This is a genomic window from Yersinia sp. 2466 StPb PI (genome assembly GCF_041538325.1).
In the GTDB taxonomy this organism is placed as follows: Bacteria; Pseudomonadota; Gammaproteobacteria; order Enterobacterales; family Enterobacteriaceae; genus Yersinia; species Yersinia enterocolitica_E.
This window is the reverse complement of the sequence record NZ_JAULSL010000002.1, coordinates 122919-145194: the sequence shown is the minus strand read 5'-3', so window position 1 is coordinate 145194 and position 22276 is coordinate 122919. Positions and strand designations below refer to the sequence as shown.

Sequence of the window (22276 nt, the reverse complement as noted above, 5' to 3'; positions counted from 1 at the left end):
AACGACGGATGAATATTTGAAAGGATATACAGCGGGATTACAGAACAGAATTATTGAGGGCGAGGTGTATTCAGAAACGCTTCCAATGCATCGTCACTTTTTAATGAGGTCAAAGGGATGTAACGGCCATCATCCGCTATCAGTGACGGTGTTCCAGGTAGGTTATACGCATCAAATGCGCTGTCATTACGGCTAATGGCTTCGGTACCTGTTTCGCACGATGCGAGAGGGAATGTATTTTCATTTGGATTCATACCTGAATCTGCCTGGAATAGCTTTTTCCATAAGGTCTTACGTGACAGAGGCGTTTGACAGAGGATAGGGCTCACCAGATCAATGGTCTGTTGCTTACCCACCAGTGTGACTGGGAAAACCTCGACATTATATTTTTGGGCTAATGCCTCCAGTGCTGGCTCAATGATTTGGCAGTTATGGCACAGCGGGTCTGAAAATACATAGAGTGTACGCTGATGGCCAGATGACAAGGCGATGGTGTAAAAGCCACTTTCAGCCGCATTACGTAATACCTGCGCCGTTTTTTGGTAGCCTGTTGCTGCAGTCGTAGAGGTGTTTGTCTGCGCTGGCATGGTTTTAGGTATTACCGGGACTTGTATTGGTGAAATGGGTTGTGGGGCGACAACGGGAGCTGGCTGAATCGCTGTTGGGTTACTTGTGCTAAGTTGTGTCACTGGTGTCGGATTATTTCGGGCCATATGTTCGCCGAGCGTTGTAAACACATACCAGCCATATGTGATGCACAAGACGAGAGCCGTAACTAATAGCGTTAAGCACGCTATATTTCTGACCTTACAACGATGGTAGATAGCATTGTTGATAGCTTGCAAAAATAGCTCAGCTTCTTTGGTGGATGGCGCCTGATATATCATTGCGGAATTCACACCAAAGCTGTCGTGATATATCCCGTTGTCTTTAATGTAAAAACGGGAGCGCGAGCCAGGTTGAAGCAGTGTTATAAGGCAACTTGCACCAGATTGATGGGTATAAACGGACAGAGTGGAACCCTGCAAAGTGGCAGTATAGGTCTGAGTCATGAGGTAGCCTTAGTGTTTGGATTTAGCGTTTTTTAGGTCGGAACGGTGCGCGAGGAGCGGATTTTGTCGGTTGAACTGCTGGCTCGTCATCTTTAGGTATAGAAGTTGTTGAATTTGGGCTTTCTGATTTAATTGGTGAGGACCGCAATATGACTATATCGCTGTCATCCTCATCCTCATCCTCATCCTCACTGTCATGTTCTTTGGCGCGGGATTCTGATTGTGCTTCTCGTTCTTCCAAGACCAGGCCAATGCGGCGTGAGTCGGCAAGTAAACCCTCGATAGCTATATCCATTCTTGTTGCAGGTACTGGAATGGTTACCCGGAACTTTTCAGATATTTCAGCGATCAATGTTTCCCATTTTGCTGCTGCAATAACCCCTGCCCCTTCAATAAATACCTTGGGGCGCCCGGAGGACGTCAATGCGTACCAGAGTGTTCTGTCCAGGCCTTTTAGCCATCGAAAATTAGCACCAGGTAAACGTAAATCGCGGTCATGGAGTGCGGAGAGTGCTGTTCGTGTTGAGCTGTAATGACGCAGCCAGCGTACAGCAACGGGGGAGTTTGCCACTTTGTAGAAAGCATCATTTGCCAGGCGTAGAACGGGATAACCTTTTTGGCCTTTATCACGACGGCTTTTGATGAGGCAAGAGCGATTCAGACTATCCAAAAGTTTTTGGGCACCTTTGCGGTCGTTGAAAAATACTTGTAATCCAAAGACTGCCACCAGTGCGCGTTCGTGAGCATTAAAGCTGGAGAAGTCTTTAAGTGGTGTGCCTAATTGTTGCTCAAATACTGTTTGGGCTCGAGTACGGTCAAGGCGTTCACCAATAACTAACTGATGTTGTATGGCAAATTCATCTGGAGACTGGGCGCTACGATGTTCCGGTGGATCGCAATTTAATAATTGCGTCTTCTTATCGCCATAGCAGAGTGCTGGAATAATACTGGGTGAGAACTGTGCCATGATGTGGGGGAGTGTATACACATCAATATGCCTGCGGGTTAGGTTCCGAGGATGATTACGAATTGCCAACATACTTCCAACCACAATGATAGACAGTGGCACCATTAAGATACCGGCAGTGCGATTCATGACAGCAATAAATTCCCCCCAGGTCATATTGTTTACTTGGTTGCCAGCCAAGGCCAACAGATTGATGCGTTCTGCTACGTAAATATGTATGCGTGGAAAATCGCAGAGAGACCAAAGCTGGTAAATAAGCCAGATGCATCCATACATGATAGGGGGTTGGTATATCCAGATAAGGAAAATGAACATCAATGCGATAGCGATAAACATCAGACCATATTCTTGGCCCTGTTGTGGGTGTACAGCTCTTGTGGACATGGTTGCTCCGGGCATGGGAAAAGCCAGACGATCACATCGACGGGCGATAACAAGGTGGGTTCACACCAGAGAGAGTTTTATTGGGGGCAAAGAAAGAGCGCCGATAGGCGCTCCATTAAAACTAAAATATTGTATTTAGCTAACTTGATATTCTGTTAGTTTGTTACTAACGGACGATAGGTAGAAGAAAGTAGGTTGTCTAACTTATGGCAAAAGACTTTAATCTTGGCGTTGCTATTGATGCTGAACGTTGGGCGCTTGATATTATTGAACTTCAAAGTTAGGTTGCAATCTTCTAACTCATATCCTTTCCATTCATCAAATTCAGCTATAAAGCCATTAGCAAATTCTTTATTATTTAAAGATACAATCAGCATTGCCTTACTATTAGAGTCGATACCTACATACTTTCCATTGTTGATATCAATAAAGGTCAGGTTTTTATCAGGAGAAAAGTTGGAATTAGTGTTATTAGCAACAATTGTAGCTATTCCATTGCTAATGGATTTTCTTAAGAAATATAAGACAGTCCATAATGATATAGCAATTAAACTTGTAACTGAAAAATAGGTGATTCCTGAATGGCCACGACTATCAAAGTAGTAATAGATGGTAAATAATGAAGCTATTGTGAAAATAGCAGCAAGAATATGAATCGTGCCGATCATTTTTATTGATTTCATTCATCTTTCCTTATCATAGCTATTTTATGCCATCGGAATTATCGCTACTTCCTTTATTCATTGATTTTAACCCTGGAGTCCTCTCAAGTCCACGACCAAATCCAGCAAATATGCTTTTAGTTGATTCAGCGATTCCACCAAGAATACCAGCTGCTTCACGCCCACCTAACCAAGAAATGATGTAGTCCGGCATGGTAACTTGCAGAGCAAAAACTCGGGTAACCGTCGTAGTGCAGATCCTTGCATAAACCAATAAAATTCCTGCTAGTGAAATCAAACCGGTAAATGAATTTGCCTGTACATTGGCTATTGTGGCACCGAACATTAAGTTAAGTAACGTGCCTAATGCGACAATAACTATGCTTGCAAAAACAAAGCCAAACACCATTAGCATAGGTCTAATCATGACATCGATAAGGAAGATGTAACCGTAAGCAGACCTGTGTCCCCCCTCTCTCTCAGTTGCAATATGGGTTGCTGCCCAAAGGGTTCCTCCTGTAGCACCAACCAATACACTGACAATCCAGTTAGCAGCAGATGCTAACCAATAAATAAAAGGTATAAAAGGTAAGTATATTGACAGGCTAAAACCGACACTAAGTAACAAAAGTAATATGAAATAAACTGCAGGAGCCGCTGCTAAAATCGCATTTTTAGCAAAACTACCAAGACCTAAAGAAACAACTTTTATAATCAAACTGTCGGAGGCCGTTTCAGCGGCTATTCTAGCTGCGCTAAATACGGTATAAACAATTTCGGCTCCCCCCAAGGTATAGTCGCCTACAGCTTTCATTTTCAACAAAGGATTCATCTGATCACTTCCAACGGTCAAATTTCCCATTTGAGACGTGGCAATAAAGTTTGCCAGCCTCAACATTGGACCGTTAAAGATACCAACAAATACTGCGTCAGATGTTGAGGCATCGGTCGCTTGTTGAGTGTCTTTAGTACCCTGCGTCCCAAGAGGTGGGGTGTAGCTAGAGTTCTGCAGTTGGGCTTGATACGCAGTTTTGATGCTAGTGTAGACATCACCCGCCCCTAGATCACCCACTCCAGACATACCTGCAATTACAGGTTTTAGTTGAACTGCCTCATTAATTTTGTTGTTAGCTGTAGCGAATGTTTGATACCAAGAACCCAATGCGAGCCATCCATTTTTTTTCAATTGCGCCGTCAAAACAGATGCTAATTGATCTGCTTGTCCCTGCGCATTTAATGCCTGATTTATTCTATCTTCATAAGCTCGCGCCGATTTTTGTATATCAGTTTCAGCATCGGGTAGAGAGCCACTACCATTTATCTGTTTATTTACCACAGATGTAACAAATTGAGATGCTGACTGAGATAGAGTATTTTGCATCTCGTTCATTGCACTACGTTGTGCATTTATGATGCTTTCAGTATTAATTGGTACCGGGAATAACCAGCTTGTCGTTTGATCAATGAGACTTTCCGGAAGGCGGGCTGACCCGCATAGAGCACTACCGTTCCCAATTTCAAAGCCATCTGGCAGGGTACTGATTCGCATCAATGGCGTGCCACCTTGGCCATATTGTTGGTACATAGTGTTGAGTTCACTATTGATGCCGTATAAACAGAGGTTCATTTCATAGATAGCCCGTGCTGCCCCGATAGTTTGGGGGGCTACGGGTTGCACCACCAGAGAATAGCCATCCTCCATTAAATCAACGATGCGGTCTGTCACCAGATTAGCGCTGCCAATACCCATAACCGAAGCGGCCCACAAGAAGGTGAGTTGAGCAATTGACCAACCGGAAACGGTAGGGACTAGAGTCAGAAAACCCGCTGCGGTGCTCACTGGCCCAACCATTGAACTGCCTTGGTTAAAAACCTGTCCATTCTGGCCAGCTTTGACCAGATGCTTGAGTGTGACAAGCAGGAACCAGACAACGGCAATAGCCATAACGATACCGTTAAAAACGAAGAACATCTGACCGATCATACTGGAATCGGTCGATAGAGGATTAGTGACAACGTCACCGAAAATCATAACCAGGATTTGACGTGATAAGTCGGAACTGCGTTTAGCTGCCTGTTCAATGGAGCTAAAACTTACCGTTGTATCGGCCCAGGCACTGGCGGTAAATAGATATAACAATGCGCCAGCCATTATTTTTCGTATGGCATTCATAGTATTGACTCGCAGATATAAAGAGGTGCCCGCCTGGGTTAACAGGTGAGGATGGAAAATCTCATGGGATGGTTGAGGGCTAAAACTGAAGGTCGATCATCGGTGTTTTAGGGGGCATTTACGTATATCAAGCAATCGTTTTTTACTCTTTACTTGCAGTGATGATGAAATTGTTGATTTGAACCAGCACACCTCGACCAAAAAGTCGTTAAACCCACCACGTTCTTCTGGCGAAGTTCGTTGCTGGTTCAGTTGCCATAATCGCCAGGTACAAATAAGTGCCTGGACAAATGGCACTGCAGCCAGTGACAGCAACACCAGTATTAGTACAAATCCTTTTACCAGTACCAGAGGTGTGTAGATGCTACTAACCGCAATTGCCAAAAGAAGTCCTATAGCCAGTAATGACGGAACTGCTGCTAAGATGAGGCATACCATTTTTCGGCGCTTAAATCGGCGTAGTAAGCCATTGACTGACAGACCACTGGCGGCTACTGCTTGCTCAAAGCTCAGGATGGGTTCTTTTAGCCTTAATTCCAATTGGTTAGAGGGCGAGAGATGTTTGAGCCGTTTGAAATTATTGAACAGCGATGGTCCTATTTTGGACGCCGCGTAGCGTGCTTCTGAAAGTGGTAAAATTATGTTAGTCGAGTAATACAAACCTTTGCTTAAACGTTTTCCCCACTGAGGCGATTTTTCTGCTTTATTAGTCATTTCTGGATACTCCCGCGTTAACTTCACGCATTTTGGCTTGCAATTGCGGACGGTAATTCTCCGTGGCGGCGAGAGACAACTGTTGACCTTGTAGGATGTTATTTTTCTGCATTTCACGCTTGATGCCTAATAACAGCCAATTTTGTTGGGACTGAATAAGAATAGCTTCACGCAACAGGAGATCCCCTTCCATATTTGAAATGTCATTTAGGTATTCGGTATTGGCATAGCGGCGACCGGCTTCGAATTGTTCAAACTCTCGTTCGGACATAATGCCGGTGCTTTTAGCTTCTTCTGAGGCAGTACGGTTGAAATAGGCTGCAGCTGACGGGGAACGTAATGTTTCCTTTGTAATCACGTCTTTTGTAGCCTCGTTAGGCTGACTTGCGGCGATCATCGCCAGCATGGGTTCACGGGCTGCTGAGTTAATCGCTTCGTATTGGGTCATAATCCCAATATATTGCTGACCAGAAGTTGTTTTGACTTCACCTTTCCCTAACTGCTTACCTGCGGCAGCTGGCGCACTATTAATAGCGTATGCCATAGCAGCATCGGTTTGTTGCTGGTTGAAAGTGAGGTCTGGGGTTTTTCCATCTTTACCTGCGCCATCAAGTAAAGAGGTTAATCGCTTATCTCCCCCCGGACGTTCTGAAATAGCTTTGCATAACGCTGTCCCACCGTAAGCCGCTACATCCGTAGCATCACAGTAATCAGCATGTATAGCTGCAGTGCGAAATTGTGCTTGCTCCTGTGGTGGTGTTGGCGCGGTTACACCTTGTCGAATGGTGTTATTACTAATCCCGCCACCACTGGCCAATGCTCCTTGATGGGCCCGTGCGCCACTTTGTACTTGAGCCGCTACACCAGAACCGGATTCAGAACAGATGCTATCGGGAATGGTATAGGTTCTACGCGCCTGCTCAAGTTTTTCAGCCTGTCTCGCGAAAATATCCTGATCACGTTGAGCCTGTGCCGCTTGTTCAATTTGGGTGGCCACCTTTCCTCCATTTTGATTAATGGCCGCGCCAACTTGATGTTGAGTGGTGGCAATCTCAGTCAACGTCCCGTTGATGGTCCCAAGGGCAGGAGCCACTTGTGTTTGTATCGGGATGCTCGTCATAACCTCTACCGGATAGGCTAAGGCGTATCCAGGTAGGCAAGCGGATAGAACCAAGCTGGTCAATAGACTGAATTGGCCAGAGAAATAACGATGGGTGTGCATGATTAGCGCCTTACCATAAGGGTCATGAAGACAGATAGAAACAAGATGCAAACGAATAGAAATAAGAGAAGTAAATCTGTGGGGTGGAATAAGTGTCTAAACTGCGAGTTTAAGATAGCGTTAATAATACGTTTCACCGTTCACATCTCGATGTCGATGGTTTTGAATCCTTGGTTGCAGTGTGTTGGTGCTATGCGGCGTTGCCTTGAATATAGCCAGCCTTGGCAATTAACTCGTCGGCCAGTTGTCGAATGACACTGTCTTCATCGTCATTACCGGCCCGTTTTTTCATCATCTGAATATGTTTCTCTGCAGATCCACCGGGGAACGTATCCGCCAACAGCCTACGTGCGGTTTTGCCGTCCAATGCGTCATATAAAAAGTTGCGCAAAGCTCGATTAGCCGGTGTTGAGTTCAACGCCCATAATCGCAGTGGACCCGCCGTGTTTTTCAGTAACTGAGCGACGTTACCGTTGGTCGTTTGGAATACGGCAAGGAAAGTGACACCGCTGCCATCTGCCGCCGGTCCCCGCGTGGTGTTCAAAAGTTTAAGGAGTGTTGTGCGCGGCACATTGAATGTTTCTTGTAGCACAGGGAAGTCTTTGGTTCTCACGCGCATTAAATAGAGTGAGTTGGCTGACTCCAGAATGGATTTTGGATAATCATCGAGATACTGAGAGGCGAACACGGTACGAATACCGAATTTACGTTGCTCGCGGTCCTCTGTTTGCAGTGCCTCCCACAGTGTATCGATGCCTTTAATGTTGTGTAACTCGTCAATAAATATGAGTTTTACTTCTTGATCTAATTGCTCGATACGCTTGCGATGTAGTGGAATGTAACGCTCATTCAATTTGCTGTACAACTCATCCTGATATTGCGGTAGGTAGAAATCATTGGCGCCAGCAAGGTGGCGAGCGAACTGGTACATAATGCCGGTACGAATCTTCCCTTCCGGGGTGTTTTTGCCCGCCACATTATTGACATCGACAATGCGAATTCGTGTATTGGGGCTGACGGTAAAGCGAGTACGCCCCGCAATCAGTGGATAATCGAAGAGGGCTTGTGTCAGGCAACGAGAAACATAACTGAGCAGTAGTTCATCAGAGCCAGGCCGATTGACTTTGCCAAAAGCGACTAGTAATTCTTTGCTATTGAGTGCCCCTTGTAAGTCATTTAACTCGGGTACCGCCTGTGCCTGAGCGAGCGAGGCCTCATACACATGCCCGTGATCAAAGAGTAAATCTCTCACTTCATACCAGGTAGCCATTTCCCACCACTGAGCGTCATGTTCAGCAATGCAACCACTGTTTTTCAATGCAGTATCAACAGCAGGTACAAGGGTCGCACCATACCGAATTGGTTCATCATCACTATTTTTGCGATATACCATGTCCACGGCGCGAGACAGAATTTGTCTACAGGATGCAGAGTCTGGGGCGATGCCTTTCTCTGGATCGATACATAAACTGAGTAGCATTCCCAATATATATTCACGCTCGGTACTGATGGGGTATTTCAAGCCAAGAAGAATATCAAACGGGTTACGGCAGTGATCTGCATCGTTACGCAGGATAATACTGATGATTTTGTCTTTCTGATCAGGAGAAAGACTGTCGGAAATTAGGTCATAGAAACCTTGTGCGGTAAACCCCTTATCGGTAAAGGCCATAAAGGGAAGGTCACTGTTTCCATTAGCAATGGCATCAAGATGTAAGCTGTTAGCTAACAGCGACTTTCCTGAGCCAGGAGAACCCGCAAGTAACTCTGTATGCTTTTCCTGTAACGAGCTGGCTAACTGGATAGGATACGGTTTACCGTCCACAGTTTGATGAATAGAGTTCCCTTCGTTTCCCCATGGGCTGGCCGGACGCTGCAGGGGCATTAACTTGATACCTTCCGAAAGCGGCGGGAACATCAATGTAGAAGCACTAAAACTTGATGCCAGCGGTAGTGTGTTGATCCAGGCACGGATTGGGTCACCAAAGGTTTTGGTCACACTGGATACGCCCCACGATTGAAGTGACTTTTGCAGCAGTGTTAAGTTGCGTTTAAGTCGGCTTTTATCCGCATCCCAAGTACTGGCTGTAATGCTCATCATGCACACAGGCTCTTTCTTATTTTGTTCCAGCAGCCAAGAGACAGACTGGTAAATATCGCGTAATCCAGGGACAAAAGCGACAAAGGACAACAGGTTATGTTTGCTATTGAGCAAATCCCCGCCACCAGGCATTAGATCGAGTCTTAACCGCCAAGGTATTTGTCTCGGAACCTTCTTAAACAACTGGCTAAAGGGTTCAGGGCGTTGCGGGGCAAGCGTCATGGCTAATTGACCATGGTACAAACCGTCCACTTCGATCATGCTGCCGTGTGCTTTCACTTCGGTGTCACAATATTGAAAGTTGAGATGAGGTGCCAATGCAGCACTAATATCGTCACCGCGTAGCTTGCCATGAGGGATAACACGATCACCTGGTAACAGTGGCTGCCAACTTTCATCTGTGCTGAGTCGTTCGATTTCATCCCTGAGAACGTGACCTGCTTCATGGGCGTCGAGCAAGCGCACCATTACACCTTCATTGCCATCTTTAAGATCAGTTGCCAGTTTGTCGATAAACGCATCATGTCGCATTTTCAAGCCTTCGAACTCGGCAAATACCGGATTCTGGCCGAAACGCGCTTCTGGCATATCTTTAAACTGTTTATCTTGGCGTTGAACTTCTTCCTTACGTTCTGCCGGAGGAAGTGATGAAATTGCGGTATAAACCGTCAACCAAACACGTTCTCGGGCAACATAAGGCGACATTTTGACAATTTGTTCATCCACTAAATCGTCCAGTTCAAGCCCCAGCTTACGGTATGCCAGTCTTTGAGGCTCAACCAGCCGCGTTATTTCTTCCTTTCCCCTCGTAGGATCGCGTTCGAACACAATACATAACTTTTGCCCCAAGGCTTTAAAATCGCCCGTTAAGGAGTCTCTGAGTTTCAGAACAAACCTGAGAAAGCTATCAGTATCGGGGACGTCGCCCACAGTACGAGGTTCGGCTTCACTGAATTCTCTGAATGCGCCCAAAACCTCAAAGCAGCTGGCGTAATCATTGTTGTGTGTCACATGTATGTACGGCGCGGCCAATGAGGGGTGTCGTATTTTGTCGTCGGGAGTCAGCCCAATGACTGTGCGTAGGTCACAATACTGGGAAAAATCCCGCCCTAATGTGTAGCGAGAAAAATAAGCAAAAGCATCTTCGATTTTATCGACAATCATGTTCAGCTCCGGGAGCAATAATCACGGTATAGGAGTGACCACCAGGTTGTATTGGCATCTAGCCCTGTGGTTGCCAGTCGTCCTTTGAGGCGACCAGGATGTAGCGCCAGTGCCAGATGGCGACAGCGGGACAGTAAGGATTCACGTTTTTCATCCGGGAGACGTTTCAAGGCTTCACCGAATGCTTGAGGATGCGTTGTTCCCCATGATTTGCGTACTGGCTTGTCGTGAGAGGTGAGCCAATTGAGTAGAGCTTTGGCATCTTGCTGATATTCTTCACTGTCAGATTCAAGTGCCTGAGCGATGGCCCGTTGTAGATGATTGATATCCTCCGGTCGCAAAATTGGCAGATAGACAATGACCCCGGCTTCCGCCGTCACGGTATCCAATTGTTGCCAGGCTAGACACAGTGGGTCAGCGACACAAAGGTTATCTCGGAGTGTATTTAGTTGGTTTTGGTCACGAAATATCACGGTATTTTTAGGTGACTCGTAGCCACAGAATTCACAGTTATGTCCCGCCATACGGGCTGTTTCATCTAATGTATTCTGTTGTTGAGGCGTGCGGGAAAGGCCCGTCACACGACGGGAAACGGAAAAGACCAGCATTAGAACTCCAAAGATTGGGGGCTTTCGGAAAGAAGCCTCATTGAGACGTTCGAGTTAAGTAAGGCCGGCCACAAGGGCCGGCTATCTACGTTAACCGACAGATACTGGGTTCAGCCCCATCTGCTTCTGGCTACGATTAGCAATCTGATCAAGCGCAATAAGACAGCCTCCCGCTGCAAATAATATCAAGATGTGCCAACCCTTGATTTGTGGGTTATTTTTCTTGGAAGCCATCATGCCGATGGCAACAGCTATTAAAATGAGGCCGAGGGTCATTGACGCTTTCACGATAGGCTCTTTTAAGGAATAAATGCCGTCCAAAGGGGCTTTAATCATATCGACAAGATCTCCATCGGCATGGGCGAGAGGGGTCAGGAACCCTGCCAGTAAACCTGCAACGATGCGAACATATTGCCGGCGGAGTGTTTCTGCCAGTAAGGCTGCTTTAACTGAGATGAAAAGTGGAAAGTCTTTCAAGATTTGACGAGCGTTCATTATGACCTCTGTATTTACCAATGAAAATTGATTGTGTTTTGTAGGGCATCGAGTACCCGTGGATTGACTGCGAGCAGGGTGCCAATAATTATTCGTTTAGCGCCGCTAGCGACGTCATCACCGGCGCTAAGACCGGTATGACCGTCTTTTGTAGAGCGTCTCAGGCGCAATAAACCCTGATACGCATAAATGACACCGATCCACTGCAGAAGCGTAAGACCGGCATTAATGGCGACCGCAGCAGGGCCGTATTTGCCTTCGGAAACATAGGCTATTGCACCAAAAGTGACGTCACCCAAAGCCATTTGTCGTGAGGTTGCATTCATCACCTGATGCAGTGCAATAACGCAGCCGCATATCAGAATGATCAGCATGATTTTTCCAGGGCCGTCTTGTACCTGTCCTCTGCGTGCACGACTGGCGATATTGCCAAAGTGCAAGACCAGCATGATTAAGCCACCTACTGCCCCCATCGCGATGATCAGCTGAATTCCAACCGCCGTAACGTTGTTGACGGCGTTGGCCAGCATTTGGACCAAGTCCATAGGTATCCTTACCGGATAACACCGGCAGTGGTGATGACCTCACGATTTTGAGTGTCAATGCGTTGCACGGTGGCATGACCAATGCGGTCACCCGGTTGCAGTGCCCAGGTACTTCCCTGATAAGTCACCCAAGCTAATCCCGGATATAAACTGTTGATACTGGCCCCCCGTAATCCGCTGTTTTTTGACGCGGTGCGGTGGGAGGCTTTCGGTGCAACAGCAGAGGCTGTGGTCATGGTGGATACAGATGCAGGACTTGGGCGTTGTGCCAAATAGGCAACCTGCTGCTCCAGGAGGCGCAAACGTTGATCCAATGCTTTTATTCCTTCACGGTTGTTTTCCCCGTATACCCGCAACTCTTCAACTATTTGCGGGCTAGGCTCTGTCAGGGTACTGGCCACAGGCTCCCTCGTTGGAGGTGCGTCGATGGTCGTGTTCTGCACTGATGTTGACGGTGGTGAGTAAGGAACGGGCACAATAGGCGGTGTGGTTATGGGCTCTTGAGCCGCAAACTGTGGCGACGCACCGGTACTCGAGGGGGCATTACGCAATACACCGAAAGCGACAATTCCGACGATGACGAGTCCCATCATCCCGGCTTGTAACGGGGCAACCTTTAAGCCGAAAGGTAAAGTGATAAGTTTGGAATGGGTTGGCTTACTGGCGATAGGTGTTTGAGTTACCTCTGGTTCATTTTCGGGCAAATCAACTGGGGGCGTCTCTAGGTCAAAATGAGATGTTGTCATTAGCGTGCTCCTGCTTGGGGTATGGTGGCCGCGTTTTTGTTGAGACGGTCGCTCTCATACACACCTTTCATAAATTGGATGGCCACAACTTGGTTTTTGAAAACACGAACCTGTTGGACGGGAAGTTTGGCAGCATCACTCGCCATCACTTGGCCAGCTTGAGAGCCAATGCCACCGACGATGGTACCTGCTACAGCTGAGCCTTTAACCGAGCCGGTCCCGCCGCTGATCGTGCCAGCGTTGGTCGATAGGATTTGCGTGTTTTGTTGTTTATACAATTCACCCAATCCACCAATACCAGTGGCAACGGCGGGCAATATAATTCGGGAGATATAACGGTTGTTGACGTCACTGGCGACGGAGGATTGCAACGTATCGTCTTGTAACGCATAGGCATCGACCTGATATTCAATACCGTTGAGTGTCATGCTAGTGAGATGGATGACCACTCCGTTACCCGCCAGTTGTATACCCCGAGCGGTGAAGCTGGCTCCCGCTAAAAAGCCTGCAGGAATATGAGCCTTAACGATTGAATTGAGGTTGTCAGAGTCGATTGCAGTGTCTATTACACCCGGCCTAAGTGTATTCGGTGGCACAACCATGAGGTCTTGAACCCCGTTATTGGCTGCTGTTTGGCTCGATACAGTCACCGGCGCATTGCCTGGGAGCCCATTACTCCATGCACTAAAAGCATTCTCTGATGTACTGCCTGATTGCCCATTGCCTTGTTGGCTCTGACCAAAAGAACTAGCCAATTGTATGCCACCAGGCTTCCAGCGCTCGTTAAGTAGTTTCATGTAACTATTGAGAGCGGCTTTTTCGTTCTCAGCTATACCTGAGTTGGTTGTGTCCCCTTGAGAGGAGGTTACGGTTGTAGTATTTAGGCTTACAGGTTGTAGAGCCGGTGTTGGGGCGACAGGTTTGACATCACTCATGCGTAAGGACGCCACAAAGCTGTTTCCCCCGCTGTCAGCCGTTTTTCCACCGATGTTATTAGCTTCACTTTGTAACTTCCGGTACTGCGCTGTTTCAATACTGTTATGCGCGGCATTGTTGGCCACGCTGTTCAATTTATAATTTGACGGTGTTGGCTCTGCTCTGTGTAACCATCCCCACCCGAGGTAAGCTCCTGCGCCAACAATAGTGACAACAGCAATGCCCAGTATCAGTGATTTTTTTCCGTCATTTGCAGCATCTTGTTCAATGGCCATCGGCTTACTCCAGGTTGATGTTCAGTGTGGTATTTCGGCTCTGAACGGAAAAAACCACTTCGGGGGTGACGGGCAATTTCCAAACTCGAGTTCCATCTGCTGCTGCCGAGGTTTCTACAAACGCATCCCGTATATCGCTGCGTGAGCGGATATATAAGTCATCGCCTAATTGCCAAACAGATGTCATCGGGACGTTGCCACTGGTTTTGAGACGCTTGGCTTCTTTGGGAGGGACACCATCCAAAAAGGATTGCAATGTTGGATTGTCCAAACTGATTTTTTCTCGCGCAATAGGTTGGGCTTTAGCGGCTGGGCCCCGCATAGGAATACGAAGGTTCAGACTGCTATCTGTAATTTGTGCTTGTCCGGGGTTATCTGGTTCGCCACTGGATAAGGCGATCACTACAGGCACCGGTAAACCTTTCAGATATACCGTCACGCTCCCAGAGTCATAGGCCCGTCTGGCCTGAACTGACATTACCGGACTGTTTGGAATGTAATTGATGGAAAACCCGGCTTCGTTACCGTTGATTGGCGGCGCGTCAATATTCCAGGGCGCGCCTGTTTCATCAGTGAAAGATACGGTCGCAGGAAAGTTTGGAAGTGCCCGCAGCATGGGTAGTGAGGCACCAGGTGACAGGTTGACCGTCAGAGAACTAATCCGGGGAACCGCAGTGACGGGCGCTCGCCCCTCACTACGTTGCAGTTGGTCAAATGTCCCCCGTAAGCCAGTCACATCATCAGGCGATAATGGAGCCATCTGACCCTGAGCATAAGTTAGCGCGGGTGAGGGCAGAGGGGTTGCTCCGCCTTGAGGAAGTGGGGCTGTAGGCGCAGGTCCAAGTCCAAGCCCTGCTGTTGGTGCCACCTGAGCGGCAACATTTTGTGGTGTACTGGTTGTCGGTGCTGCACTTAGCGTTTGTGCTGGTTGCCAGGCATTGGGGGCTGCAGCGACGTCAGTGGTGATTGCAGCGCTAACACTGTTAACCAACGTTAACAGGAGCAGACTGGCATACTGGATTTTCATGGTTATTGAGCCTCATAGGTAATGAGCTGAGATACTTCCAGACCGGTATTCTTCAATCGTGGATCGGTACGCTGAATAAGCAGTGACAACACAAAACTTTGTTCAGGCAGTGACGTTGTCTGACCGGTCAATTTGAATTTGACGGGATATTGAATTTTCCAGGCATATACCCCGTTTTCTAACGTTCCCTTGCTAACGACTACGCCTGGAGACGTCATCACCGACATGTTCATTTTTTTGTCTTTGATGGAGGCAAGTACGTTGGATGTGGTCAGCGCAGCGTAATAGCTACGAAAGCCTTCATCTGAGAATCGGGGAAGTAAGTTATTCATTTGTGAACGGTAATTCACGAAGTCGAGAGTGAACGCCTCACGAATAACACGGTTGCCAAAATCGGTAACATCCGCATCACTGTAAGCTGGCTGATCTGTTGGGGTCAGCGGGATAACACGACCATCTTGCGTTGCAAAATATTTTACTGGCGGGTTTAAAACGGCATATCCCAGAACAGCGATAATCAACAGACAAAGAAAAAGAGAAGCACTTTGCCATATGTTCACCATGAGAGATTTTCGGGTGAAACTGACATTGAGCTGGCTTTCAATGTGCTGTGCTCTTGCAGACGCATACGGGTCAGCACTCCCCCCATCAGAGGGAGCGGGTAGGTTTTTTTTCATGGTGACATCCACTGGCAAGCCCCGTAGGGGAGACCGAACGGGGTTGCAAAGAAGAACAGGGGAAACCGCTAAAGGTACGGTCGGTTAGCGAGTGAAGATGTAACCGTCCCCGGAGGCGGAGCTCACTGGGGACGTAGCTGCAGGTATCTGACTATAAGTGGTAGGTGCATAGGACTGAGGTGCACTGACTGAATTCGATGAGGTGCCAATTACACCGCTGGTGCGAGATGACAAATCTCCCCATGGGTCAATGTTACTCGGTACATATTCTTGGATCTTGTCTCTTGCAGCGCGACAGATTTTGTCCTTTATCCCGTTCAAGATGCCACTGAGATCAGGGAAAGTAGGTACCGTAATGGCTGTGCTGATATCTCCCAAGCATTGCTGCAATCCGCTTGATACCTGATTTTCACGTTGTGACCATGCTTCTGCAGCTTTGCGAGCACGTTCGTAGCCAGCCTGCGCCCCAGCTTGTGCCGCAGTAGCCGCACGGCAATCCGCTGCTTGAACCTGCAGAGATAAGGTGCTGGCCACCAGGGCGGCAAGTATAAAATAGTATCTTCGTTGCATTGCCTTTCCTTATAAGCCTGGACGCGGTGCCTGAGGTGCCGGATTGATCCGGTTTTCCACGGTGTGATTGTCCCGGCTCTGCGGGGCTTGCGACGGTGGAATATAGTCGTGCGTAAACCCAAGTTGCTTATGCAGTGCCGGGGGGCACTTTGCGGGTTCAACCAGCGTCGCATAAAGTTTGTCTTTTTCCCCCTGGAGACGGAACACGAAAGCGTTATTGGCTCCTTCGGCGTGATTGATGGCATTACCGTGGCCTATGGATTTGATGCCGTCAGCCGTAACCGCATTTAAGGCTACATAACGTGTCCCTTTGTCATTGATACAAAGTTTACCGAGCACCGGATGGTACTCACCTTCGTATTGCACGACGCCTTGCACATAATCGCCTAAGCCTTTTACCAGTAATAACTTAAGTTGGTTTTCGGCTGTCATCGTTTTCATGAGTACAGTACCTGCATCTTGGGTCTGTGCAGGTAGTGGGGTGGTCGCCGGTCGAGTGGCAGGGGCTGTTGTACCTTGGCCGTTAGGCTTAAACCACACAAGGTCATTGGCCTGTGCAGGCAATGGAGGCAGTGATACCCCAGCTTTTGCCGCCAGTTCAACAACCTGCTGTTGTAACGCAAAAAAATGGGTCATGTCATAAGCTGTCAGTGACGCTGGCGGTGTAGTCTGCTGTTCATGGCTGACAAGCAACTGAGGGTCGACTGCCGGCTTTATTGCCCATTGATTACGGTGGGAAATGATTTCCTCCGTCTGTTCAACTCCGTTTTTACCGACCACGATCTTATTGTTCGCGTCACGTACTTTAGCCTGGACCGTGACCTCTTTACTGCCGAGCCAGGTCAGCGTCACCACATCGTTTTTACTGAGGCCACTGTCTGGCATGACCTGTGCCAACTCTTTCCCCCAAACGTAACGTTCTCCATGCGCGGTACGTAAATGTACGTAATAGCTAAGATTCTCAGACGAATCAAAATTGTACGGTGCGGGACCATGCCCCAATAAAGCGCCTGTCAGACCTGCTTCACTTTCCTTACGACTGGCATTTCGCGGTATTTCTGGGGGAAGCACTGTAGGCCGTAATTCTGGAGGTAATTCGTTCGCCAATGGTGTTGCTGTTGCTGTGGCAGGTTCTGTTGTTTGCCCCTCAGTCATAATGGATGCTGTCTGTGGGCCAACGGGTGTTGCCTCCGCTCCTGGGGTTGGTTCGTCTGCCAACTGCTTACGGGCCTCATCTAACATCAGTTGCTGCTGCGGGTTTTTCATTTTGACATCGAGGTTGTATTCAGCAATTAGCATAATGGCGCGATGCTTGAACTGATCGCTCCCAGTAAGCTCAATGCGCCCCCGATATTGTTCGCGTGAAACAAGTAAGGCCGTCAATATCATGGCATCACTTTGGCTTGCTGCCGCGTTCGCCATTGTGATGCGGTCGCCATGGTCGACAAAGGCGGGTTCACCAGAAAAGAGATATTTTACTGACCGTCCATCGAGGGCCATTTCATGAGTAATTTGTTGCATCAATGCATCTAGATCGAGTGGAGCCACTTGGCGAGCTTGGCCCGCAGGCATCTCGATACAGATAGCGTCTTCCGTTTGTGCTGTCAGGTTAGCCTCTGACTGGGCTTGTTGCTCATTAGGGGTCGATGTTGCAGGTTGAGGTGCCAGCCGGCCAGCGAAAGAAACTAATTCAATGGGTTTTTCTTTGGGTGCCGTAACTGTGGGTATCGTTGGGTTAGCAATTGGTGCAATATTTTCCTGTTTTGCTTCTTCAGCCTCATTTTTAACTGCCGCCGGTGTTTCTGGAATAACGATTTGCTCCGTAGCTAAAGGTGCTTCCTGAATAACGGTCTGCTCTGCAGTGACAGGGGGTATGGGGTCATTGATAGCATATGGTGTGAAATCTTGGACCTCTTGGTCGAAGACGCTATCAGCAATATGACCATAGTCAGCATATTCATTAACGGGTAGGTCTTGTACGGAGGGTATATCAATTTCAGGTGTGGGCTCAGTCTGTGTATTTTCCATTGTTGTGGGTTCCAGAGGTGAGGGACGATGTAACGGAGCAAAAACAGGGGCCAATTGTTCTGCGAGTGCCGACAAACCGCGTGACTGGTGAAAGTCATTGAAGTCCGTCAATCCCTTCTCGCGCTCAGCTGCAGTAAATGCCGGTAATATAACAATGCCGCCAGTAAGCTCAGCGGCTTCTGTGGCTTTTTCTTTCCCCGGATTGCCAGGGCGTTTGGGCTTAGGAAGATCATCATCAGCCAAGAACAAGGTTGGACTGTCGGGGTAATGCTCGTGCAGTGCTTTGGCCACCTTGACCAAGTTGCCAGAATCAACGGTCATCACCACCGGGTATTTTAGAGCCATTGCGCCACTGGCGGCTGTGGCATAACCCTCGGCAAAGACAATGGGCTGACCATTCTTAAGAGAGCCACCAACAATGAAGAAATTGCCTTCTTTTTGCCCTCCCTTGCTTAAACGCTTACTGCCGTCGGGTGCGATGGTTTGTAGGGTTCGTATATCACCGGCGACATTCAATAATGGGATGACCAATTGATTACGATCATCAATGAGCATTCCTTTGGCTACCTTCACGCCCTTTTTCTTTAAGTAGGGGTGGTCTTGGCTGGCTTGGCTCAACCGCTCGTATAACTTGGTGACTTCGACTGATTTCTTATCTTGCTCTTGGCGTATTCTGGCATCGCGCCGTAGTTGCTCTTGTGCAGCCATTGCCTTGCGGTGTGCTAACACTATGGGGTCAGGCCTGTCTGAGTTCGATGACCAGGTATTTCTATGACCATCACGATGATCAGCAAACCAACCATTGGCAAAGCCATCCAAATGACCAACATAAACGCCAGATTTTTTACCTTGCTTGTCATCATTCATCGATATCCGATGAGTTAGACCATCCATCTCTGGGTCGCCTTGAAGATTTCCGCCGAGTGAGCGGATAAAGTCGCCAAACTCTTGGGCGGAATCGTTATTGGTTTCGGTGGCCAACGTATTATCGATGCGCCAGCGAGTGAGTTTGTCGAGTTCAGAGCCCTCTTTGGCAAACCACATTTTGCGATCAGGGTCGAACTCTAGCGCATTCTCACCATTGTCCAGCTTACCTGCCTGCCGTTTGGCTTCTTTCAACTGTTCGAATGGAATAACGAGGTAGGTAGATTCAGTTGCTTTCATTGTGCCTCCCAACAGGTTGGTAAGGATGGCCAGAGCTGAGGATTATCATATAGGACTCCTATTCAAAGAATTTTCGATACCACCAGGGACGACCGGTAATGATGTTGCCGCGCAACCGGTGCAATAAACGCTGGAATACCACCGTGAGGGTGTAATCAAAGAAAGCCAGTAGTTTGTAAAACACCAACAATCCGACACAGAAGAGGAACATCAGCATACTTGGCCAAAATACCCACACGATAAACACCAGATAAACCAGCACTGGAATGCCAAAGATCGTGACGGCGCGACCCGCATCTAACCAGTTGCAATAATCGTTGTTCATTATGTTGTTTTCCGTTTTTCGTTAAATTCGCGCCATCCCATCACTTGTTCCGCTACATGTTCAGCAACTCGCCCGTTCACAAAAAGTTCCCAGGTTTGATCTGCAATGCGCGTCGAACTCTCACGAAGTGACGCGTTAATCAGATCAGGCCAGCGAGAATAATGTTGTTGAGATAATTTGCTGCGCCAATCATCGTCAAATAGAACGTATTCTCTAACAGCGATACGTTTACCATCAGTCGTTGGCAGGAGGCGTTGCACGATGACAAACCGCAAAGCATCAAGTAGATCAAAGGCAACTTGTTCACGGGTGTCACTGGACGCCATTCGGATACAACGAGAAAAAGCATGGCCCGGAGAGAAAGCATGCAATGTACTGAGGGCCAGATGGCCAGAGTGAGCACAGGCGATGGCGGCTTCTAACGTATCAAGATCACGTATCTCACCAACACCAATTAAAGTCGGTGCCTGACGTAACGAGAGACGAAGGCCATCAGCAAAACTCGGAACATCTCTCCCAATTTCGGATTGTTGAGGCTTGAGCACCCATTGAGGACCCCCTAGCAGATATTCGACCGGATCTTCATAGGTGGTGACCTTTCCGTCGGGATGTGTTTCTCCGTAATGCTGGTAAGTTGAGGCTAATAATGTGGATTTCCCTGAGCCGGTTGGACCACACGTTAAACCCAGACCATCCATAGGTAATAAACTGCGACGGAGATCATCTTCCAGGCCCATTGTCTCTAAGGGCGGGATAGCTGATGGAATAATACGTAACGTGATGGCCATTGCTGTATTAAGCGAACCAATAGTGGCCTGAATGAAGTTAGTGCGATAACGCACCCGTTCACCACGTTCGAGTCCGAAACGGCCAGTATTATCACCTTCCAGCTGTAAAGCCCGGTCAGCACCACAGCCCCCTTGGACCAGTGATTTAATATCAGGGGTGTATATCTCATCGACGAGGCGCACCAATTGGGAACTATCAATATTGAACTTGTTGGTTACAACCTTGCGGCCGTAGTGATCAACAATGATTGGGCTTCCACTCTGTAGATGGATATCAGAGACTTTATGGCGATAACAGTGAACAAAAAAACTTCGGAGTTTGTTTGCGTCGAGTCCGCCTGAAAAATCAAAGTCATCTAGTGCCACTAAATCATCAAGTGCAGGCATTGAGAATGCTCCTGAACGGTTACTGTTGCGTTGTAATGATGGGTTTCCAACGTTTCTTATCCAACTCAAAGCCAGCGCGTTGTTTCAGGTCGCGTACTTTGTCACCCAACATCAGTTTGTCTTGGGAGCCAGTAACGGACTGCAGCTGTTCACTGACCACAGGTAAGGTGATCATGCCTTGCTGTACCAGAGTGGAATAACGCACCATGCCGGCATAATCCCGAGTTAATCGATTGAAGTTGCTTTCCAACGTTCGGTCGGCACTTTCACGTCCTTCTTGCCAACCCTTTTCTATCGCGGCACGCCAGACTTTCTCTTCGGCGCCATTTTTCGGGGCGATTTCTGTAGGGATATCGGTATTCACTGCCAGCCCGGCCAATAAGTACTGCCGCCAAGAGGGCGGATTACTAACAAATCGCTCTTTCACCAGAATGGTGTAGGTTTTGTTGGCGGTTCGTATCTGGTTATCTGTAATGTTTGCGAGAGATTCAGCCGCGACAATAACGGGAGGTAACCACCCCTGGCGACTGATCAGCGGAGCAAAGGTATAGAGTCTATTTAAGTCATCATTCTGAATACTCAGCGCTTGTTGCAGTTCCCAGGCTCGCTGTGCTTTTCCTCCCCGAAAACCAACGGTTTGCCCCGCATCATTAAGAAGTTGCCACAATGTGTCGTTCAGACCGTGTTTATCAGTGGCCTTTGGCGATAGGTAGGCATTGATATCCGGTGGTGGAGGTGTATCGATGGTTGCCCCGATAACTGGCACGGTGACCAGTGCCAGACAGAGGGCCAAGGCTTTTCGTATCATGCTAAAGCTCCTTGTTTTAGGGGCAACATAAAGTAGACGCGAAGTTCTCTGGACTGCTGATCTAGCTGAGCTCGCCAGTCGGTTTGAGTACGGATAATTCGAAGCAGGGTTTCAAAGGTAACGTCTTGAACATGAATAGTGACAGGAAGTGGCAATCTGACACCGGTATAAGCGAATGATAAGCCGCGTTGTCGTGCTAATTCGGCCAGGAGCTCAATAGCATCGCCATCCCATGTCACTGAAAGTCGTTGGCTGTTTGCTCGAATACTGCCGGGTACGAAATGTACTTTCTGATTTAGTACTCCGTTTAAGGCGAGATCCTGTAACGAGGGGGATATTTGCTCGGTATGAATAGATATCGGCTGTGGAGTAGATATCGGATGTTTTGCCTGTGGTGCCTGACAACCGGATAGCAGGAAAAGGCCAAGCGTGGCCAGATACGATGGTTTCATATGGTA

20 protein-coding genes are annotated in these 22276 nt (G+C 48.0%); all 20 read right to left on the bottom strand.

What is annotated here, in order from left to right; all coding sequences use genetic code 11:
• Nucleotides 1–50: 50 nt before the first annotated feature.
• Entirely contained in the window at nucleotides 51–713 is a 663-nt protein-coding gene (locus Q2T72_RS22730; RefSeq protein ID WP_143711562.1) for a hypothetical protein, read from the bottom strand.
• A 361-nt stretch (nucleotides 714–1074) separates the two neighbouring features.
• Nucleotides 1075–2403, bottom strand: coding sequence for a conjugal transfer protein TrbA (locus tag Q2T72_RS22725; RefSeq protein ID WP_073999973.1), 1329 nt, complete (start codon nucleotides 2401–2403; stop codon nucleotides 1075–1077).
• 155 nt (nucleotides 2404–2558) lie between these two features.
• Nucleotides 2559–3086 (bottom strand): hypothetical protein, encoded by a 528-nt coding sequence (locus Q2T72_RS22720; protein WP_050074472.1) that lies wholly within the window; start codon nucleotides 3084–3086, stop codon nucleotides 2559–2561.
• 19 nt (nucleotides 3087–3105) lie between these two features.
• Nucleotides 3106–5217, bottom strand: a complete 2112-nt coding sequence (locus tag Q2T72_RS22715; RefSeq protein ID WP_226723031.1) for a DotA/TraY family protein — start codon at nucleotides 5215–5217, stop codon at nucleotides 3106–3108.
• A gap of 117 nt (nucleotides 5218–5334) precedes the next feature.
• Nucleotides 5335–5952, bottom strand: a complete 618-nt coding sequence (gene traX, locus Q2T72_RS22710; RefSeq protein WP_050074475.1) for a conjugal transfer protein TraX — start codon at nucleotides 5950–5952, stop codon at nucleotides 5335–5337.
• Nucleotides 5945–7174 carry a conjugal transfer protein TraW gene (gene traW / locus Q2T72_RS22705; RefSeq protein WP_050074476.1) on the bottom strand — a complete coding sequence of 410 codons (1230 nt, stop codon included), beginning with the start codon at nucleotides 7172–7174 and terminating at the stop codon, nucleotides 5945–5947. The genes traX and traW overlap by 8 nt, the downstream gene beginning before the upstream one ends.
• A gap of 190 nt (nucleotides 7175–7364) precedes the next feature.
• Complete coding sequence (locus tag Q2T72_RS22700) at nucleotides 7365–10439, bottom strand: type IV secretory system conjugative DNA transfer family protein (protein WP_050074477.1); 3075 nt, start codon at nucleotides 10437–10439, stop codon at nucleotides 7365–7367.
• A 2-nt stretch (nucleotides 10440–10441) separates the two neighbouring features.
• On the bottom strand, nucleotides 10442–11047 hold the full coding sequence (locus Q2T72_RS22695) for a hypothetical protein (RefSeq protein ID WP_050074479.1): 606 nt from the start codon (nucleotides 11045–11047) through the stop codon (nucleotides 10442–10444).
• 90 nt (nucleotides 11048–11137) lie between these two features.
• Nucleotides 11138–11542: a DUF6750 family protein gene (locus Q2T72_RS22690; RefSeq protein ID WP_108088340.1), complete on the bottom strand. Its 405-nt coding sequence runs from the start codon at nucleotides 11540–11542 to the stop codon at nucleotides 11138–11140.
• Between the two features lie 14 nt (nucleotides 11543–11556).
• The gene (traQ, locus tag Q2T72_RS22685) at nucleotides 11557–12087 is read right to left on the bottom strand and encodes a conjugal transfer protein TraQ (protein WP_050074337.1); all 531 of its coding nucleotides are present in this window, start codon (nucleotides 12085–12087) and stop codon (nucleotides 11557–11559) included.
• An 8-nt stretch (nucleotides 12088–12095) separates the two neighbouring features.
• Nucleotides 12096–12833 (bottom strand): hypothetical protein, encoded by a 738-nt coding sequence (locus tag Q2T72_RS22680; protein WP_050074338.1) that lies wholly within the window; start codon nucleotides 12831–12833, stop codon nucleotides 12096–12098.
• Nucleotides 12833–14044, bottom strand: a complete 1212-nt coding sequence (traO, locus tag Q2T72_RS22675; protein ID WP_372569992.1) for a conjugal transfer protein TraO — start codon at nucleotides 14042–14044, stop codon at nucleotides 12833–12835. Before traO ends, Q2T72_RS22680 begins: the two co-directional genes overlap by 1 nt.
• Before the next feature lie 4 nt (nucleotides 14045–14048).
• On the bottom strand, nucleotides 14049–15071 hold the full coding sequence (locus Q2T72_RS22670) for a DotH/IcmK family type IV secretion protein (protein ID WP_050074340.1): 1023 nt from the start codon (nucleotides 15069–15071) through the stop codon (nucleotides 14049–14051).
• Nucleotides 15072–15073: 2 nt separating this feature from the next.
• Complete coding sequence (locus Q2T72_RS22665; RefSeq protein ID WP_050074341.1) at nucleotides 15074–15748, bottom strand: DotI/IcmL/TraM family protein; 675 nt, start codon at nucleotides 15746–15748, stop codon at nucleotides 15074–15076.
• Between the two features lie 84 nt (nucleotides 15749–15832).
• Nucleotides 15833–16318 carry a hypothetical protein gene (locus tag Q2T72_RS22660; protein WP_050289000.1) on the bottom strand — a complete coding sequence of 162 codons (486 nt, stop codon included), beginning with the start codon at nucleotides 16316–16318 and terminating at the stop codon, nucleotides 15833–15835.
• A gap of 9 nt (nucleotides 16319–16327) precedes the next feature.
• Entirely contained in the window at nucleotides 16328–19510 is a 3183-nt protein-coding gene (locus Q2T72_RS22655; protein ID WP_372569991.1) for an LPD7 domain-containing protein, read from the bottom strand.
• Nucleotides 19511–19568: 58 nt separating this feature from the next.
• Nucleotides 19569–19835 carry an IcmT/TraK family protein gene (gene icmT / locus Q2T72_RS22650; RefSeq protein ID WP_050074346.1) on the bottom strand — a complete coding sequence of 89 codons (267 nt, stop codon included), beginning with the start codon at nucleotides 19833–19835 and terminating at the stop codon, nucleotides 19569–19571.
• Nucleotides 19835–21010 carry a plasmid transfer ATPase TraJ gene (traJ, locus tag Q2T72_RS22645; protein ID WP_050074348.1) on the bottom strand — a complete coding sequence of 392 codons (1176 nt, stop codon included), beginning with the start codon at nucleotides 21008–21010 and terminating at the stop codon, nucleotides 19835–19837. Before traJ ends, icmT begins: the two co-directional genes overlap by 1 nt.
• Nucleotides 21011–21029: 19 nt before the next feature.
• On the bottom strand, nucleotides 21030–21818 hold the full coding sequence (locus Q2T72_RS22640) for a type IV secretory system conjugative DNA transfer family protein (RefSeq protein WP_050074349.1): 789 nt from the start codon (nucleotides 21816–21818) through the stop codon (nucleotides 21030–21032).
• Entirely contained in the window at nucleotides 21815–22270 is a 456-nt protein-coding gene (locus tag Q2T72_RS22635; protein WP_050074350.1) for a DotD/TraH family lipoprotein, read from the bottom strand. Before Q2T72_RS22635 ends, Q2T72_RS22640 begins: the two co-directional genes overlap by 4 nt.
• Nucleotides 22271–22276: the final 6 nt, after the last annotated feature.

Excerpts from the sequence above, each read along its gene's own strand:
- Q2T72_RS22670 (WP_050074340.1), bottom strand. The coding sequence starts at position 15,071 with ATGAAAATCCAGTATGCCAGTCTGCTCCTGTTAACGTTGGTTAACAGT.
- Q2T72_RS22690 (WP_108088340.1), bottom strand. The coding sequence starts at position 11,542 with ATGAACGCTCGTCAAATCTTGAAAGACTTTCCACTTTTCATCTCAGTT.
- traW (WP_050074476.1), bottom strand. The coding sequence starts at position 7,174 with ATGCACACCCATCGTTATTTCTCTGGCCAATTCAGTCTATTGACCAGC.
- Q2T72_RS22700 (WP_050074477.1), bottom strand. The coding sequence starts at position 10,439 with ATGATTGTCGATAAAATCGAAGATGCTTTTGCTTATTTTTCTCGCTAC.
- Q2T72_RS22680 (WP_050074338.1), bottom strand. The coding sequence starts at position 12,833 with ATGACAACATCTCATTTTGACCTAGAGACGCCCCCAGTTGATTTGCCC.
- icmT (WP_050074346.1), bottom strand. The coding sequence starts at position 19,835 with ATGAACAACGATTATTGCAACTGGTTAGATGCGGGTCGCGCCGTCACG.
- Q2T72_RS22660 (WP_050289000.1), bottom strand. The coding sequence starts at position 16,318 with ATGCAACGAAGATACTATTTTATACTTGCCGCCCTGGTGGCCAGCACC.
- Q2T72_RS22720 (WP_050074472.1), bottom strand. The coding sequence starts at position 3,086 with ATGAAATCAATAAAAATGATCGGCACGATTCATATTCTTGCTGCTATT.
- traX (WP_050074475.1), bottom strand. The coding sequence starts at position 5,952 with ATGACTAATAAAGCAGAAAAATCGCCTCAGTGGGGAAAACGTTTAAGC.
- traO (WP_372569992.1), bottom strand. The coding sequence starts at position 14,044 with ATGGCCATTGAACAAGATGCTGCAAATGACGGAAAAAAATCACTGATA.
- Q2T72_RS22695 (WP_050074479.1), bottom strand. The coding sequence starts at position 11,047 with ATGCTGGTCTTTTCCGTTTCCCGTCGTGTGACGGGCCTTTCCCGCACG.
- Q2T72_RS22715 (WP_226723031.1), bottom strand. The coding sequence starts at position 5,217 with ATGGCTGGCGCATTGTTATATCTATTTACCGCCAGTGCCTGGGCCGAT.
- Q2T72_RS22635 (WP_050074350.1), bottom strand. The coding sequence starts at position 22,270 with ATGAAACCATCGTATCTGGCCACGCTTGGCCTTTTCCTGCTATCCGGT.
- Q2T72_RS22725 (WP_073999973.1), bottom strand. The coding sequence starts at position 2,403 with ATGTCCACAAGAGCTGTACACCCACAACAGGGCCAAGAATATGGTCTG.
- Q2T72_RS22730 (WP_143711562.1), bottom strand. The coding sequence starts at position 713 with ATGGCCCGAAATAATCCGACACCAGTGACACAACTTAGCACAAGTAAC.
- traJ (WP_050074348.1), bottom strand. The coding sequence starts at position 21,010 with ATGCCTGCACTTGATGATTTAGTGGCACTAGATGACTTTGATTTTTCA.
- traQ (WP_050074337.1), bottom strand. The coding sequence starts at position 12,087 with ATGGACTTGGTCCAAATGCTGGCCAACGCCGTCAACAACGTTACGGCG.
- Q2T72_RS22655 (WP_372569991.1), bottom strand. The coding sequence starts at position 19,510 with ATGAAAGCAACTGAATCTACCTACCTCGTTATTCCATTCGAACAGTTG.
- Q2T72_RS22640 (WP_050074349.1), bottom strand. The coding sequence starts at position 21,818 with ATGATACGAAAAGCCTTGGCCCTCTGTCTGGCACTGGTCACCGTGCCA.
- Q2T72_RS22665 (WP_050074341.1), bottom strand. The coding sequence starts at position 15,748 with ATGAAAAAAAACCTACCCGCTCCCTCTGATGGGGGGAGTGCTGACCCG.